Origin of the sequence: Citrobacter sp. wls615 (assembly GCF_005281355.1) — a bacterium.
Classification (GTDB): domain Bacteria; phylum Pseudomonadota; class Gammaproteobacteria; order Enterobacterales; family Enterobacteriaceae; genus Citrobacter; species Citrobacter werkmanii.
The window spans coordinates 1-15402 of the sequence record NZ_SZXM01000069.1 but is presented as its reverse complement, the minus strand read 5'-3'; the positions used below and the strand labels follow the sequence as shown (position 1 = coordinate 15402).

Annotated in this window: 16 protein-coding genes and 1 riboswitch; of the genes, 8 read left to right on the top strand and 8 right to left on the bottom strand. The window is 56.2% G+C overall.

Features of this window, described 5'->3' with window-relative positions; translation table 11 throughout:
• The 5 genes from thiS to FDX04_RS19040 all read right to left on the bottom strand — a co-directional run bounded on the left by thiS (position 1) and on the right by FDX04_RS19040 (position 4304).
• Positions 1-201 carry a sulfur carrier protein ThiS gene (gene thiS, locus FDX04_RS19060; RefSeq protein WP_001166833.1) on the bottom strand — a complete coding sequence of 67 codons (201 nt, stop codon included), beginning with the start codon at positions 199-201 and terminating at the stop codon, positions 1-3.
• Positions 182-940, bottom strand: coding sequence for a HesA/MoeB/ThiF family protein (locus FDX04_RS19055; RefSeq protein WP_137360346.1), 759 nt, complete (start codon positions 938-940; stop codon positions 182-184). The genes thiS and FDX04_RS19055 overlap by 20 nt, the downstream gene beginning before the upstream one ends.
• On the bottom strand, positions 933-1568 hold the full coding sequence (gene thiE, locus FDX04_RS19050; RefSeq protein ID WP_000284647.1) for a thiamine phosphate synthase: 636 nt from the start codon (positions 1566-1568) through the stop codon (positions 933-935). Before thiE ends, FDX04_RS19055 begins: the two co-directional genes overlap by 8 nt.
• The gene (thiC, locus tag FDX04_RS19045; RefSeq protein WP_137371351.1) at positions 1568-3466 is read right to left on the bottom strand and encodes a phosphomethylpyrimidine synthase ThiC; all 1899 of its coding nucleotides are present in this window, start codon (positions 3464-3466) and stop codon (positions 1568-1570) included. The genes thiE and thiC overlap by 1 nt, the downstream gene beginning before the upstream one ends.
• Positions 3467-3547: 81 nt before the next feature.
• A riboswitch (TPP riboswitch) is annotated at positions 3548-3773 on the bottom strand.
• Positions 3774-3824: 51 nt separating this feature from the next.
• Positions 3825-4304, bottom strand: a complete 480-nt coding sequence (locus tag FDX04_RS19040; protein WP_032940921.1) for an Rsd/AlgQ family anti-sigma factor — start codon at positions 4302-4304, stop codon at positions 3825-3827.
• A 99-nt stretch (positions 4305-4403) separates the two neighbouring features.
• Here FDX04_RS19040 and nudC point away from each other — a divergent pair, with 99 nt between their 5' ends.
• From nudC to FDX04_RS19010, 6 genes are all read left to right on the top strand, one after another.
• Positions 4404-5177, top strand: a complete 774-nt coding sequence (nudC, locus tag FDX04_RS19035; protein WP_038636141.1) for an NAD(+) diphosphatase — start codon at positions 4404-4406, stop codon at positions 5175-5177.
• A gap of 50 nt (positions 5178-5227) precedes the next feature.
• Complete coding sequence (hemE, locus tag FDX04_RS19030) at positions 5228-6292, top strand: uroporphyrinogen decarboxylase (RefSeq protein ID WP_042314226.1); 1065 nt, start codon at positions 5228-5230, stop codon at positions 6290-6292.
• Positions 6293-6301: 9 nt separating this feature from the next.
• Positions 6302-6982 (top strand): deoxyribonuclease V, encoded by a 681-nt coding sequence (nfi, locus tag FDX04_RS19025; RefSeq protein ID WP_042314224.1) that lies wholly within the window; start codon positions 6302-6304, stop codon positions 6980-6982.
• A 33-nt stretch (positions 6983-7015) separates the two neighbouring features.
• Positions 7016-7606 carry a YjaG family protein gene (locus FDX04_RS19020; RefSeq protein WP_042314221.1) on the top strand — a complete coding sequence of 197 codons (591 nt, stop codon included), beginning with the start codon at positions 7016-7018 and terminating at the stop codon, positions 7604-7606.
• Positions 7607-7792: 186 nt separating this feature from the next.
• Positions 7793-8065, top strand: a complete 273-nt coding sequence (gene hupA, locus FDX04_RS19015) for a nucleoid-associated protein HU-alpha (protein WP_001044509.1) — start codon at positions 7793-7795, stop codon at positions 8063-8065.
• 11 nt (positions 8066-8076) lie between these two features.
• Positions 8077-8769 carry a DUF1481 domain-containing protein gene (locus FDX04_RS19010; RefSeq protein WP_137360353.1) on the top strand — a complete coding sequence of 231 codons (693 nt, stop codon included), beginning with the start codon at positions 8077-8079 and terminating at the stop codon, positions 8767-8769.
• A gap of 77 nt (positions 8770-8846) precedes the next feature.
• Here the strand turns inward: FDX04_RS19010 and zraP are convergent, their stop codons facing one another.
• A complete protein-coding gene (zraP, locus tag FDX04_RS19005) occupies positions 8847-9284 on the bottom strand; it encodes a zinc resistance sensor/chaperone ZraP (RefSeq protein ID WP_042314220.1) in 438 nt (145 codons plus the stop codon).
• A gap of 263 nt (positions 9285-9547) precedes the next feature.
• Here zraP and zraS point away from each other — a divergent pair, with 263 nt between their 5' ends.
• Together zraS and zraR are read left to right on the top strand one after the other, a co-directional pair.
• Positions 9548-10933 (top strand): two-component system sensor histidine kinase ZraS, encoded by a 1386-nt coding sequence (gene zraS, locus FDX04_RS19000; protein ID WP_137371350.1) that lies wholly within the window; start codon positions 9548-9550, stop codon positions 10931-10933.
• A gap of 5 nt (positions 10934-10938) precedes the next feature.
• Positions 10939-12264: a sigma-54-dependent response regulator transcription factor ZraR gene (gene zraR / locus FDX04_RS18995; protein WP_137371349.1), complete on the top strand. Its 1326-nt coding sequence runs from the start codon at positions 10939-10941 to the stop codon at positions 12262-12264.
• Here the strand turns inward: zraR and purD are convergent.
• A complete protein-coding gene (purD, locus tag FDX04_RS18990; RefSeq protein WP_137360351.1) occupies positions 12261-13550 on the bottom strand; it encodes a phosphoribosylamine--glycine ligase in 1290 nt (429 codons plus the stop codon). The genes zraR and purD overlap by 4 nt on opposite strands.
• Before the next feature lie 15 nt (positions 13551-13565).
• Positions 13566-15155 (bottom strand): bifunctional phosphoribosylaminoimidazolecarboxamide formyltransferase/IMP cyclohydrolase, encoded by a 1590-nt coding sequence (purH, locus tag FDX04_RS18985; RefSeq protein ID WP_137360352.1) that lies wholly within the window; start codon positions 15153-15155, stop codon positions 13566-13568.
• Positions 15156-15402: the final 247 nt, after the last annotated feature.

Here is a 15402-nt window from a genome sequence, read left to right as displayed (position 1 = left end):
TCAACCCCCTGCAATAACCTGAAAAAGCAGGATCTGGTCGCCTTCCTGCACGATTTGCTGTTCCCACTGCTCGCGCGGCAGGATCTGCTGATTGAGCGCCAACGCTGCGCCCGGTTTGAGCTGGTTGAGCTGGATAAGCAGCCCGCTGACGGTTTGCCCTGCGGCGCACTGCATCGGCTCATCATTGAATTGAATTTGCATGCTGCCCTCCGCATACCGGACAGCCGCTGGCGCGACGCAGCGCGAGGCTGCGCCACTGGCTGGTTTTGCCGTCAAACAGACGTAGCTGCCCGCTTGGTGTTTCAATTCCGCTGAGTAATTTAATCGCCTCGAGCGCCTGCAAGGTACCCATCACGCCCACCACCGGACCGAGCACCCCAGCGGTGCGGCAGTTGCGTTCCGGCTCCACATCATCTGGCCACAGGCAGCGGTAACAGCCTTGTTCCCACGGCGGCGTGAGCACCATCAACTGACCGCCAAAGCCGACGGCGCTGGCGGTGATGAGTGGGATATTGAGCGCTACGCAGGCGGCGTTGATTTCCTGGCGCGTGGCCATGTTATCGGTACAGTCGAGCACCACGTCGGCTCGCGAGACCGCATGCCGGAGCGCATCGCCTTTTAGTCGCTGCTGGAGCGAGACCAGTTCGATATCCGGGTTGAGCCGTGTCAGGCGCTGCTGGGCAACCTGAGATTTTGAACGCGCGATATCATCAGTGGTAAATAGAATCTGGCGCTGCAAATTGCTCAGATGAATGTCGTCATCGTCTACCAGAGTCAGTTTGCCGATGCCTGCTCCTGCCAGATACAGCGCGGCAGGCGAGCCTAACCCGCCTAAACCTACGATCAGTACATGACTCGCGAGCAGCTTTTGCTGGCCTTCAATGGCGATATCGCCGAGCAGGATTTGCCGGCTGTAGCGCATAAAATCGCGGTCATTCATCGCCAACTCCCGCAATATCCAGTAACTGCGCGGTAGCGGCGCGCCAGTCGGCGGCCTGAGTAATGGCGCTAACCACAGCCACGCTACCGACGCCGGTCGCCAGTACTGACGCGGCGCGTTCAAGGTTGATGCCGCCAATGGCCACGGTCGGGTAATCCGCCAGTCGTTCAATATGACTGGCCAACTGCGCCAGCCCCTGTGGGGCGGAAGGCATCTGCTTGGTTTGCGTCGGGAAGACGTGGCCGAGCGCGATATAAGAAGGCTTAGCGGCGAGTGCGACGTCAATCTCCATATCATCGTGAGTCGATACGCCGAGGCGTAAGCCCGCCGCCTGAATGGCCTTCAGGTCGGTGGTTTCAAGGTCTTCCTGGCCCAGATGCACGCCGTAAGCGCGGTGCTTAATTGCCAGACGCCAGTAATCGTTGATAAACAGACGGGCGTTATAACGACGCCCCAGTGCGATGGCGGCGATAACGTCGGCTTCCACCTCTTCATCGCGCTTATCTTTGATACGCAACTGGATCGTGCGTACGCCCGCCTCCAGCAGGCGTTCAATCCATTCAACGCTGTCTACCACCGGGTAAAGCCCGAGGCGGAACGGCACGGTTGGGAAATCAGGCTGATACATCAGGCTTCCTCCCGTTTGAGATAAATTTCGCCGCCTTTGGCGCGGAAGTTCTCCGACATATCCGCCATGCCGACTTCAATGGTTTGTGCGGCGGCGTAGTCACGTACTTCCTGGCTGATTTTCATCGAGCAGAACTTCGGCCCGCACATGGAACAGAAGTGAGCGACCTTACCGGACTCCTGCGGCAGGGTTTCATCGTGATAAGCGCGGGCGGTGAACGGGTCGAGTGCGAGGTTAAACTGATCTTCCCAGCGGAATTCAAAGCGCGCTTTCGACATGGCGTTATCGCGGATCTGCGCGCCCGGATGTCCTTTGGCTAAATCCGCGGCGTGGGCGGCGATTTTGTAGGTGATTAGCCCCTGCTTCACATCTTCTTTGTTCGGCAGGCCGAGGTGTTCTTTCGGCGTCACATAACACAGCATCGCGCAGCCAAACCAGCCGATCATCGCGGCACCAATGCCGGAGGTGAAGTGGTCATAGCCCGGCGCGATGTCGGTGGTCAACGGCCCCAAAGTGTAGAACGGCGCTTCGTGGCAGCTCTCCAGCTCTTCGGTCATGTTGCGCTGAATCATATGCATCGGCACGTGTCCCGGGCCTTCAATCATCACCTGCACGTCGTATTCCCAGGCGATTTTGGTCAGCTCGCCCAGCGTATGCAGCTCGGAGAACTGCGCTTCGTCGTTGGCGTCCTGAATGGAGCCGGGACGCAGGCCGTCGCCCAGCGACAGGGAAACGTCGTAGGCGGCGCAGATTTCACAAATCTCGCGGAAATGTTCGAACAGGAAGTTCTCTTTGTGATGCGAGAGGCACCACTTCGCCATGATCGAACCGCCGCGTGAGACAATGCCGGTCAGGCGTTTGGCGGTCATCGGCACGTAGCGCAGCAGCACGCCCGCGTGAATGGTGAAGTAGTCGACGCCCTGTTCTGCCTGCTCCAGCAGCGTGTCGCGGAACGCTTCCCAGGTGAGATCTTCGGCGATCCCGTTTACCTTTTCTAACGCCTGGTAGATCGGTACGGTGCCGATCGGTACCGGGCTGTTACGCAGGATCCACTCGCGGGTTTCATGAATATAGCGGCCGGTGGAGAGGTCCATCACGGTATCCGCGCCCCAGCGGGTCGACCACACCAGTTTTTCCACCTCTTCTTCGATGGAGGAGGTGACCGCCGAGTTACCGATGTTGGCATTCACTTTCACCAGGAAGTTGCGGCCAATGATCATCGGCTCCGATTCCGGGTGGTTGATGTTGGCAGGAATAATCGCGCGGCCTGCGGCCACTTCATCACGCACGAATTCCGGGGTGATGTTTTCTGGCAGGCGCGCGCCGAAACTCATCCCCGGGTGCTGGTGGCGCAGCACTTCGCTGCGAATGCGCTCGCGGCCCATGTTTTCACGGATGGCGATGAACTCCATTTCGGGCGTGACGATCCCCAGGCGGGCGTAGTGCAACTGGGTGACGCACTTGCCCGCTTTGGCGCGTTTTGGCGTCAGCAGGCCGGTAAAGCGCAGCTCGTCCAGACCATCGTCGGCCAGACGTTCTTTGGTGTAAGCCGAGCTACGGTCGTCTAATTCTTCGCTATCGTTACGTGCATCAATCCACGGCTGGCGCAGTTTCGCCAGACCCTGCTGGACGTTAATCGCCACCTCAGGATCGCCATACGGGCCGGAGGTGTCGTACACCGGCACGGCTTCGTTGTCTTCAAACTGCGGGTTATCTTTACTGCCGCCAATCAGCGTTGGGCTCAGCTGGATCTCACGCATTGGGATGCGGATATCCGGCTTTGAACCGGTGATGTAGATACGTTTTGACTCAGGAAAGGCGGTCCCTTCCAGCGTATTGATAAAGTGTTGCGCCTGGGCGCGTTGTTCGCGGCGTGATGGTTTAGTAGTGACAGACATAGCTCATTCCAAAAAAGTAAGGACGTGGCTTGTCAGACGACGGATGAAGCAAGAGAGACGATCGCCCAAGGGCGATGCGGTTGCAGATTGACTCTTGTTCCCTTCGCAGGTTTTAACCTGATCAGGTTCCGCGGATCCCGAATTAACGGTCTCAGCCTTTTCCACGTCATCCTTCGCGCTGCCTCTTTGTTGGCTTCGTCCGCTCACTCCAGTCACTTACTTAGGTAAGCTCCTGGAGATTCACTGACTTGCCGCCTTGACGCATCACGAATGCTTTTGTGGAAAATAAGCACTCCGACAAGAAGTAACCTCTATCTTAGAGGTAATGAATGTAAACTACGCGTTAATGCGGAAAATCTCAAGCCGGGCGTTTGAATTCGCTAAGCGTTTTAAAGGCCAGCATGATCAGCTGATCTTCCAGCCGGAAACGAGCCTCCAGCGCTTCGCCAATATCGGAAAGCGCCTGCTGGAGCTGGTGAACGTTATCCTCATCGATAGCGTTTTCCAGCGTTGAGTCATAGTAATCCATTATCAGCTGGGTATTGGCATCCAGCTGTGGCCAGATTTTACTGGCGTTTAAAAGCGGACTCTCACCTTCCATTTTATGGATAATGCGTTCATAAATACTGAAGTGTCCGGCAGACAGATAGTCGACCAGACGCTGGCAAAAATTATCGAGCGCTTTCTCATTGAGGCGCATAAACGACTCTTTGCCCGGTTTCAGGCCAACCAGATCGTAGTAAGCCACGAGCAGGTGCTTACGAATATTCAGCCAACGGTCGACCAGTTTATGATGCCCATGGACACGCTCTTTCAGGTGTTCTAACTGGTTTAACATACGTTGACCCTCGTATCGATAAGTTTAAAATCTGCTCATGTCAATCTTGTAAAAATAATGTTAATAACATGCCTGTGAAGCAAAGGTAGCGCAAGAGATATGGATCGAATAATTGAAAAATGGGATCGCGGCTGGTGGATTGTGAGCCACGAACAAAAATTATGGTTGCCTGCTGGGGAATTACCCTATGGCGAGGCGATAAATTTCGATCTTGCGGGCCAGCGCGCACTTCAGATAGGTGAGTGGGAAGGCGATCCGGTCTGGCTGGTGCAGCAGCCGCGTCGCCACGACATGGGTTCGGTGCGCCAGGTCATCGACCAGGATGTGGGCCTGTTTCAGTTGGCGGGGCGCGGCGTACAACTGGCCGAGTTCTACCGCTCGCATAAATTCTGCGGCTATTGCGGGCACACGATGCACCCGAGCAAAACCGAATGGGCGATGCTTTGTAGCCACTGCCGCGAGCGCTATTACCCGCAAATCGCTCCCTGCATTATCGTCGCCATTCGCCGTGATGATTCGATCCTCCTTGCCCAGCATGTTCGCCATCGTAACGGTGTGCATACCGTGCTGGCTGGTTTTGTCGAAGTAGGTGAAACCCTGGAGCAGGCGGTGGCGCGTGAAGTCATGGAAGAAAGTGGTATCAAGGTGAAAAACCTGCGCTACGTGACCTCGCAGCCGTGGCCGTTCCCACAATCGCTGATGACGGCGTTTATGGCAGAGTACGACAGCGGCGACATTGTCATCGACCCGAAAGAGCTGCTCAATGCCAACTGGTATCGCTACGACGATTTACCGCTCTTACCCCCACCTGGCACCGTCGCGCGTCGTTTGATCGAAGATACGGTGGCAATGTGTCGGGCTGAGTACGAGTAAAGAACGAGTGGTGATACACTGTGGGACTGACGCAATAAGGAACTGCAAAAATGACCGAACTGAAGAACGATCGTTATCTGCGTGCGCTGCTGCGCCAGCCCGTTGATGTCACCCCGGTATGGATGATGCGCCAGGCGGGTCGCTATCTACCGGAATATAAAGCCACGCGCGCCGAGGCAGGCGATTTCATGGCGCTGTGCAAAAACGCCGAGCTGGCCTGCGAAGTGACGCTGCAGCCGCTGCGTCGCTACAAGCTCGATGCGGCGATCCTCTTCTCGGATATTTTGACTATTCCGGATGCAATGGGGCTTGGGCTGTACTTTGAGGCCGGGGAAGGCCCGCGCTTCACCTCACCGATTACCAGCAAGGCCGACGTTGAAAAACTGCCGATTCCGGACCCGGAAGGCGAGCTGGGTTACGTGATGAATGCGGTGCGCACCATTCGCCGTGAGCTGAAGGGCGAGGTGCCGCTGATAGGTTTCTCCGGCAGCCCGTGGACGCTGGCGACCTACATGGTGGAAGGCGGCAGCAGTAAAGCCTTCACCGTGATTAAAAAGATGATGTATGCCGACCCTAAAGCGCTGCATCTGCTGCTCGATAAGCTGGCGCAGAGCGTCACGCTGTACCTGAACGCGCAGATTAAAGCGGGCGCGCAATCGGTAATGATTTTCGACACCTGGGGTGGCGTGCTGACCGGGCGCGACTATCAGCAGTTCTCGTTGTACTACATGCATAAAATCGTTGACGGTTTGCTGCGCGAAAACGAAGGCCGTCGTGTACCGGTGACTTTGTTTACCAAAGGCGGCGGTCAGTGGCTGGAAGCGATGGCGGAAACCGGCTGTGATGCGTTAGGTCTCGACTGGACAACAGATATCGCCGATGCGCGCCGTCGCGTTGGCCATAAGGTGGCGCTGCAGGGCAATATGGATCCGTCCATGCTGTATGCGCCGCCGGCACGGATCGAAGACGAGGTAGCGACTATACTTGCAGGTTTCGGCCAGGGTGAAGGTCACGTCTTCAACCTCGGTCACGGCATCCATCAGGATGTGCCGCCGGAACATGCCGGGGTGTTTGTGGAGGCGGTGCATCGCCTGTCCGAACAATACCACCGCTAAGGAGTTATTATGGATCTCGCGTCGCTACGCGCTCAGCAGCTTGAACTGGCCTCTTCAGTGATCCGCGAGGATCGCCTCGACAAGGATCCACCGGATCTGATCGGGGGAGCGGACGTCGGGTTTGAGCAGGGTGGTGAGGTGACGCGGGCCGCGATGGTTCTGCTGAAGTATCCCTCTCTGGAACTGGTTGAATATACGGTGGCGCGTGTCGCCACCACTATGCCGTATATTCCCGGCTTTCTCTCCTTTCGTGAAACCCCCGCGCTGATGGCCGCCTGGCAACAGCTGTCGCAAAAACCTGATCTGCTGTTCGTCGACGGGCATGGTATTTCCCACCCACGTCGCCTGGGGGTCGCCAGCCATTTTGGTCTGCTGGTGGATGTCCCGACCATTGGCGTGGCGAAAAAACGTCTGTGCGGCAAGTTTGAGCCGCTCTCTGCCGAACCCGGTGCGCTCGCGCCGCTGCTGGATAAAGGCGAACAGCTGGCATGGGTCTGGCGCAGCAAAGCGCGCTGCAATCCGTTGTTTATCTCCACGGGTCACCGCGTGGGCATGGACAGCGCGCTGGCGTGGGTGCAGCGCTGTATGAACGGTTATCGCTTACCGGAACCGACCCGCTGGGCGGATGCGGTGGCATCAGAACGTCCGTCTTTTACGCGGCTTGCAGCAAAAACGCCCCATATCGGGTAAACTGCGGCTAATTTCCGTATTTGAGAACTCATCATGTTACAAAACCCTATTCACCTGCGCCTGGAGAAGCTGGAAAGCTGGCAGCACGTCACGTTTATGGCCTGCCTCTGTGAGCGCATGTACCCAAACTACGCCATGTTCTGCAAGCAAACGGAATTTGGCGATGGGCAAATTTACCGCCGAATTTTAGATTTAATTTGGGAAACGCTGACGGTAAAAGACGCGAAAATCAATTTCGACAGCCAGTTGGAAAAGTTTGAAGAGGCCATTCCTTCTGCGGATGATTACGATCTGTACGGCGTTTACCCGGCGATTGATGCCTGCGTGGCATTAAGCGAACTGATGCATTCACGTCTTAGCGGTGAAACGCTGGAGCATGCGATTGAGGTCAGCAAGGCATCGATTACGACGGTTGCGATGCTGGAAATGACCCAGGCTGGTCGCGAAATGACCGATGAAGAGTTGAAAGAGAACCCTGCCGTTGAGCAAGAATGGGATATTCAGTGGGAAATTTTCCGACTTTTAGCCGACTGTGAAGAACGCGATATTGAGCTGATAAAAGGGCTTCGTGCAGACCTGCGCGAGGCTGGTGAGAGCAATATTGGTATAAATTTTCAGCAATGACACCATAAAACGTGATTTAACGCCTGATTTGTCGTGCCTGAAGGCTTCCCATCCGCCCCCGGTCTGGTCTACATTTGGGGGGCGAAAAAAAGTGGCTATCGGTGCGTGTATGCAGGAGAGTGCTTTTCTGGCATTTCCGTCGCACTCGATGCTTAGCAAGCGATAAACACATTGTAAGGATAACTTATGAACAAGACTCAACTGATTGATGTAATTGCAGACAAAGCAGAACTGTCTAAAACACAGGCTAAAGCTGCTCTGGAATCCACTCTGGCTGCTATTACTGAGTCTCTGAAAGAAGGCGATGCTGTACAACTGGTTGGTTTCGGTACCTTCAAAGTGAACCACCGTGCTGAGCGCACTGGCCGCAACCCGCAGACCGGTAAAGAAATCAAAATCGCCGCAGCTAACGTACCGGCATTTGTTTCTGGTAAAGCACTGAAAGACGCGGTTAAGTAATTCGCGTGGCAGTGAACAGTTTTATCGAAGGGGCGGTTTCGCCCCTTTTGTCCATCTGGCGTCATTCGCTTTGGCTTTCAGGTGTTCTGTTACTGTCAGCCTGTGGTAGCCATTCTGAGCTTCCTCCGTTCACGGCCAGCGGCTATGTTGGCGACCAGGGGGCGGTACGCATCTGGCGTAAAGATTCCAGCGACGATGTTCACTTGCTCTCGGTATTTAGTCCGTGGCGTAAAGGCGATACCACCACCAGTGAATACCGCTGGCAGGGTGATTCGCTCTCTCTGATAGAACTCAACGTATACAGTAAACCGTCGGAACATGTTCGGATACGCTTTGATGACCGGGGCGAACTGAGTTTCATGCAACGTGAAGTCGACGGGCAAAAACAACAGCTTTCCAGCGATCAAATCGCACTTTACCGCTATCGCGCCGATCAAATCCGCCAGACCAGCGATGCGCTGCGTCAGGGACGGGTGATATTGCGTCAGGGACGCTGGCATGCGAATAACACGGTGACGACCTGTGAAGGTGAAACAGTGAAGCCCGATCTGGAATCGTGGGCGATTAACCATATTGAGCGCCGCCAGCGCCGTTCATCCGTAGAGGTGAGCGTGGCATGGCTGGAAGCGCCCGAAGGATCGCAACTGCTGCTGGTCGCCAATGAAGATTTTTGTCACTGGCAGCCGAAAGAGAAAACATTTTAACGCCGGATGGCGACGCACATGCGTCTTATCCATCCTCAGTAGTCCGATTAGCGTAGCGCCATCAGGCATTAAGTCCTTTACCAGTGTCCCATTCCCATATGACCGCCACCGCGATAGTTACCGCCGCATCCGCCGTAGCCCATTCCTGCACCACGTGGCACACCTGCCTCAGCCAGCGCGACATCACGCTTAACGCGTTGCTCATCCAGAGACTGATTCAGAGCCTCCATCTCTTTTGCCACGGCATTAATTTTTGCCGTGTCTGGCGAACTGGCTGTTAACAAGGCGTTGTACTCATAACGTTTGGAGACCAACTGTTGGCGTAATGCGCTGGTCTGTGAGTAGTAATCATCATAAATTTTCTGCGCGGTAGCCTGCTGCTCGGTAGTCATTGGTATGCCGCCCCGTTGCTGCATACCATCCCCATATCCCCAGTGATGTTGCGCCAGCGCTGGGGTGGAGCCCAGAGCGATAAGAGAGAGTGCAATCAGCGCCAGTTTGTTGTTCCGTTTCATTGTCCGTTCTCCTGTTGGTTAGCTTACATTCCTTTTTGCATCTTCCGTGCCAAAGCGGCAATCCAGGCCGTGCGGGCGTTGTTCTCGTCCTCTCGGTAGGGAAGCGAGTAAAAATGACTCGCCAGAATTCGCCTGCGGGTCATTTTTACCCGCTACTTGCAGCAGTTTGTGTCTGAGGGCAGGGTTATCAGAGAGAAAAAATGGCATGATTTCTGCTGTATACCGGCAACGATGAAAGGAAACGGTGGGTAAAGGGAGAACGTATGCGTCTTTATAAGGACACGGTGGCAAAGTGGTTGAGCAGACTCTTGCTGGCGGCAATCCTGATGTTGGTCGGCTGGTTTTCGATTATGACCATACGGGACTATGGTCGGGAAAGTGATGCCGCCCGACAAACGCTCCTGGAAAAAGGCAGTGTGTTGATTCGCGCTCTGGAGTCCGGCACCCGTGTGGGTATGGGGATGCGCATGCATCATGCCCAGCAGCAGACGCTGTTGGAGGAAATGGCCGTACAACCAGGGGTGCTATGGTTTGCCGTCGTCGATGAGCATGGCGTCATTATTACCCACAGCAATTCCGCGATGGTGGGTAAATCACTTTATTCGCCCGATATCCTGCAGCAGCTACACCCCGAGGAACAAGAGCGCTGGCGGAAAATTGAGACACCAACGGGGGCGGGTGAAAAAACGCCGGTTCTGGAAATTTATCGCCAGTTCCAGCCGATGTATGGCCCAGGACGCCATGGCATGGCGCGTTGCGCCAGCAATGACGGGCAGCTTATCACCCCAACGCAGACCATATTTATCGCTTTTGATGCCAGCGACCTGGCCGCGACTCAGGCCAGAGAGTGGCGAAATACGCTGATTGTTTTGTCTGCGCTGGCGGCTGTGCTGCTGGCAACCGTGTTGACGTACTTCTGGTATCAGCGCTATCAGCGCTCGTATAAAGAACTACAGGATGCGATGAAGCGCAAAGAAAAGCTGATGGCGCTCGGGCATCTGGCGGCTGGCGTTGCACATGAGATTCGTAACCCGCTTTCATCCATCAAAGGCTTGGCAAAATATTTTGCCGAACGAACACCGGCTGGCGGTGAGTCCCACGAGCTGGCGCAGGTGATGGCGAAAGAGGCGGACCGCTTAAATCGGGTGGTGAGTGAGCTGCTGGAGCTGGTGAAACCCGCGCACCTGACGCTACAACACGTGGATCTCAACCAGGTCATCACTCACTCACTCCACCTGGTGAGTCAGGATGCCGCAAGCCGGGAAATCCAGCTACGATTTGCAGCCAATGCCACGCTGCCTGCCATCGAGGCCGATCCCGATCGGCTCACTCAGGTTCTGCTGAATCTGTATCTGAACGCCATTCATGCGATAGGCCGTCAGGGCACAATTACGGTTGAAGCGAGTGAAAGCAGCGCTGATCGCGTTAAAATCGTGGTGACCGATAGCGGGAAGGGGATTGCGCCGGAACAACTGGAGGCCATTTTTACGCCTTACTTCACGACTAAAGCTGACGGAACCGGTCTCGGGCTGGCAGTAGTGCAGAACGTAGTCGAACAGCACGGTGGTACCATTCAGGTGGCAAGCGTTGAGGGCAAAGGTGCGACCTTTACCCTTTGGCTGCCGACCAAAGTGAAACGACAGGATTAACAAGGATGACGCGCGGAAACATCAATATTCTGGTGGTAGATGACGATATCAGCCACTGCACCATTTTACAGGCGCTGCTGCGCGGCTGGGGTTATGAGGTTGCGCTGGCCTATAGCGGGCGAGCGGCTCTGGAACAGGTGCGCGAACGCGTATTTGATTTAGTGTTGTGTGATGTTCGCATGGCGGAGATGGACGGCATCGTAACGCTGAAAGAGATTAAAGCGCTGAATCCGGCGATTCCGGTACTGATTATGACGGCTTTCTCCAGCGTGGAGACCGCCGTTGAGGCGCTTAAAACCGGGGCGCTGGACTACTTAATCAAGCCGCTGGATTTTGACCGCCTGCAGGAGACGCTGGAAAAAGCGTTGGCGCATACGCGGGAAACGGGCGCTGAACTGCCATCGGCGTCGGCTGCGCAGTTTGGCATGATTGGCAGCAGTCCGGCGATGCAGAAATTGCTCAATGAAATCGCGATGGTTGCGCCCTCGGATGCTACGGTGCTTATCCACGGAGATTCCGGGACAGGGAAAGAGCTGGTTGCCCGCGCGCTACACGCCAGCAGCGCGCGCAGCGATAAGCCGCTGGTGACGCTAAACTGTGCGGCGCTGAACGAGTCTCTGCTGGAGTCCGAGCTGTTCGGTCACGAGAAAGGTGCGTTTACCGGGGCGGATAAACGTCGGGAAGGGCGTTTTGTCGAAGCGGACGGCGGCACGCTGTTTCTGGACGAAATTGGCGATATCTCACCACTGATGCAGGTGCGCCTGCTGCGGGCTATCCAGGAGCGAGAGGTGCAACGCGTTGGCGGTAATCAGACGCTGACGGTTGATGTACGGCTGATCGCCGCCACGCATCGTAATCTGGCCGAGGAGGTCAGTGCCGGGCGTTTTCGCCAGGATCTCTACTACCGTCTGAACGTGGTCACTATAGAAATGCCCGCATTATGTCAACGTCGGGAAGATATTCCGCTACTGGCGGAACATTTTCTCCAGCGTTTTGCCGCGCGTAACCGTAAAGCGGTGAAAGGTTTTACTCCGCAGGCGATGGATCTGCTGATTCACTACGGCTGGCCGGGGAATATCCGCGAGCTGGAGAACGCGGTGGAGCGGGCGGTGGTGCTGCTGACGGGCGAGTATATTACCGAGCGCGAGCTGCCGCTGGCTATTGCCGCGACGCCAATAAAAACGGAATACAGTGGCGAGATCCAGCCGCTGGTGGAAGTGGAGAAAGAGGTGATTCTGGCGGCGCTGGAAAAAACGGGCGGCAACAAAACGGAAGCCGCCCGTCAGTTAGGCATTACGCGTAAAACGCTGCTGGCGAAAATCTCGCGTTAGCGCTGTTCGCGTTCGATGGCGCGCCAGCCGATGTCGTTACGGCTGAAGCTGCCGTCCCAGCGGATGTCGGTCATCAGGGCGTAAGCGCGTTTCTGCGCTTCGGCGACGGTGTGGCCCAGCGCGGTGGCGCACAGGACGCGTCCGCCGCTGGTCAGCACACGGTCGTCATCGGCAAGTTTGGTTCCAGCATGGAAGACCTTACCGTCAGCCACTTCTTCCAGCGGCAGACCGTGGATCTCGTCGCCGATGCTGTAGCTGCCCGGATAACCGCCCGCGGCGATCACCACGCCTAATGAAGCGCGCTCGTCCCACTCGGAGGTTTTCTCATCCAGTTTGCCGTCGCAGGCGGCCAGGCACAGATCCACCAGATCCGACTTCATGCGCAGCATGATTGGCTGGGTTTCCGGATCGCCAAAGCGACAGTTGAACTCGATTACCTTCGGGTTGCCCTGCTTGTCGATCATCAGGCCCGCATACAGGAAGCCGGTGTAGGTATTCCCTTCCGCCGCCATGCCTTTTACGGTTGGCCAGATGATGCGTTCCATGGTGCGCTGGTGCACTTCATCAGTCACCACCGGCGCCGGGGAGTAAGCCCCCATGCCGCCAGTGTTCGGGCCGGTATCACCGTTTCCCACGCGTTTGTGGTCCTGGCTGGTGGCCATCGGCAGCACGTGCTCGCCGTCGACCATCACGATAAAGCTCGCTTCTTCACCGTCGAGGAACTCTTCAATCACGATGCGGTGGCCTGCATCGCCAAAGGCGTTACCCGCCAGCATGTCCTGCACGGCGGCTTCCGCTTCTTCGAGCGTCATCGCGACGATAACGCCTTTACCGGCGGCCAGACCGTCGGCTTTGATGACGATCGGTGCGCCTTTCTCGCGCAGGTAAGCCAGGGCTGGCTCAACCTCGGTAAAGTTCTGATACTCCGCCGTCGGGATATGATGACGGGCGAGGAAATCTTTGGTGAAGGCTTTGGAGCCTTCCAACTGTGCGGCACCTTCGGTTGGGCCAAAGATCTTCAGACCTGCGGCGCGGAACGCATCGACCACGCCAATCACCAGCGGCGCTTCCGGGCCAACGATAGTCAGGTCAATCTTCTCGTTCTGGGCAAAGCTCAGCAGCGCCGGGATATCGGTTACGCCGATAGCCACGTTTTGCAGCGTGGGTTCCAGCGCGGTGCCCGCGTTGCCCGGGGCCACAAAAACGGTATCAACCAGCGGCGACTGCGCCGCTTTCCACGCCAGCGCGTGCTCACGCCCGCCGTTGCCAATCACTAATACTTTCATCGTCTACTCCGTGGATTAATGGCGGAAATGGCGCATGTCGGTAAAGATCATCGCGATACCGTGTTCATCGGCAGCGGCAATGACTTCATCATCACGGATAGAACCGCCAGGCTGGATCACGCAGCTCACGCCCACGGCGGCAGCGGCATCAATACCATCGCGGAACGGGAAGAAGGCATCGGAGGCCATCGCGGAACCTTTCACTTCCAGACCTTCGTCAGCCGCTTTAATCCCGGCGATTTTCGCGGAGTAGACACGGCTCATCTGGCCTGCACCGATGCCGATGGTCATATTCTCTTTGGCATAAACAATGGCGTTGGATTTCACGAACTTCGCCACTTTCCAGCAGAACAGCGCATCGCGCAGTTCCTGTTCGGTAGGTTGGCGTTTGGAAACCACGCGCAGTTCAGCTTCGCTCACCATACCCAGGTCACGATCCTGAACCAGCAGGCCGCCGTTAACGCGTTTGAAGTCCAGACCAGGTACGCGCTGTGCCCATTGACCGCAGGTCAGAACGCGCACGTTCTGCTTGGTGGCAGTGATTTTCAGTGCGTCTTCGGTCGCGGACGGGGCGATGATCACTTCCACGAACTGGCGGGAGATAATCGCCTGCGCGGTTTCGGCATCTAACTCGCGGTTGAAGGCGATAATGCCGCCGAACGCGGAGGTCGGGTCGGTTTTATACGCACGGTCATAAGCATCGAGAATCGAGGTGCTTACCGCCACGCCGCACGGGTTGGCGTGTTTGACGATCACGCAGGCCGGCTCGTTGAACTCTTTCACGCACTCCAGCGCTGCGTCGGTATCAGCGATGTTGTTATAAGAGAGGGCTTTGCCCTGCACCTGTTGTGCAGTGGCAACGGATGCTTCTTTCACATTCTCTTCTATATAGAAGGCAGCCTGCTGGTGGCTGTTCTCGCCGTAGCGCATATCCTGCTTCTTAATGAAGTTCAGGTTCAGCGTACGCGGGAAGCGACCGGCGGCTTCTTTGCTCTCACCGTGATAAGCCGGAACCATGCTGCCGAAGTAGTTGGCAATCATGCTGTCGTAGGCGGCGGTGTGTTCGAAGGCTTTAATCGCGAGATCGAAACGGGTGTCGAGGGTCAAAGAACCTTCGTTAGCATCCATCTCTTTAATAATGGCGTCGTAGTCACTGCTCTTCACCACGATGGCGACGTCTTTATGGTTCTTCGCGGCGGAGCGGACCATGGTCGGGCCGCCGATATCGATGTTTTCTACCGCATCTTCCAGCGAGCAGCCAACGCGTGCCACGGTCTCGGCGAACGGATACAGGTTAACGACAACCATATCGATAGGGGCGATGTGATGCTGCTCCATGATCGCATCGTCCTGGCCGCGACGACCGAGGATGCCGCCGTGTACTTTTGGATGCAGGGTCTTTACGCGTCCATCCATCATTTCCGGGAAACCGGTGTAATCGGAAACTTCGGTCACCGCCAGACCTTTTTCTGCTAACAGGCGGGCGGTGCCCCCCGTAGACAGCAGCTCCACACCGCGTGCGGAAAGTGCCTGGGCGAATTCGATGATACCGGCCTTGTCAGAAACACTGAGCAGAGCGCGGCGGACTGGACGACGTTGTTGCATGGTAAATCCCCTGGATTTGACTATTACAGAGAGCGTTAGGTGAATTCTTGCGTAAAAACTCAGCTAACGCCCCTTACGGGGCATCCTTATTGTGCGGTGGCATTGTAACGAAAACGTTTGCGCAACGCTCGCGAATTTTTCTCTTTCCCTCAATTCCATTCTTTCATCTCTATAGATGAGGGATAAAACCCAGTGACGATTGCAAGCGATCCGTATTTTTGTGGATAACTCTGTGTGTAAATGGGTA

Bases quoted from the DNA above. Each gene is read 5' to 3' on its own strand.
- thiS (WP_001166833.1), bottom strand. From the start codon at position 201: ATGCAAATTCAATTCAATGATGAGCCGATGCAGTGCGCCGCAGGGCAA.
- FDX04_RS19055 (WP_137360346.1), bottom strand. From the start codon at position 940: ATGAATGACCGCGATTTTATGCGCTACAGCCGGCAAATCCTGCTCGGC.
- thiE (WP_000284647.1), bottom strand. From the start codon at position 1,568: ATGTATCAGCCTGATTTCCCAACCGTGCCGTTCCGCCTCGGGCTTTAC.
- thiC (WP_137371351.1), bottom strand. From the start codon at position 3,466: ATGTCTGTCACTACTAAACCATCACGCCGCGAACAACGCGCCCAGGCG.
- FDX04_RS19040 (WP_032940921.1), bottom strand. From the start codon at position 4,304: ATGTTAAACCAGTTAGAACACCTGAAAGAGCGTGTCCATGGGCATCAT.
- nudC (WP_038636141.1), top strand. From the start codon at position 4,404: ATGGATCGAATAATTGAAAAATGGGATCGCGGCTGGTGGATTGTGAGC.
- hemE (WP_042314226.1), top strand. From the start codon at position 5,228: ATGACCGAACTGAAGAACGATCGTTATCTGCGTGCGCTGCTGCGCCAG.
- nfi (WP_042314224.1), top strand. From the start codon at position 6,302: ATGGATCTCGCGTCGCTACGCGCTCAGCAGCTTGAACTGGCCTCTTCA.
- FDX04_RS19020 (WP_042314221.1), top strand. From the start codon at position 7,016: ATGTTACAAAACCCTATTCACCTGCGCCTGGAGAAGCTGGAAAGCTGG.
- hupA (WP_001044509.1), top strand. From the start codon at position 7,793: ATGAACAAGACTCAACTGATTGATGTAATTGCAGACAAAGCAGAACTG.
- zraP (WP_042314220.1), bottom strand. From the start codon at position 9,284: ATGAAACGGAACAACAAACTGGCGCTGATTGCACTCTCTCTTATCGCT.
- zraS (WP_137371350.1), top strand. From the start codon at position 9,548: ATGCGTCTTTATAAGGACACGGTGGCAAAGTGGTTGAGCAGACTCTTG.
- zraR (WP_137371349.1), top strand. From the start codon at position 10,939: ATGACGCGCGGAAACATCAATATTCTGGTGGTAGATGACGATATCAGC.
- purD (WP_137360351.1), bottom strand. From the start codon at position 13,550: ATGAAAGTATTAGTGATTGGCAACGGCGGGCGTGAGCACGCGCTGGCG.
- purH (WP_137360352.1), bottom strand. From the start codon at position 15,155: ATGCAACAACGTCGTCCAGTCCGCCGCGCTCTGCTCAGTGTTTCTGAC.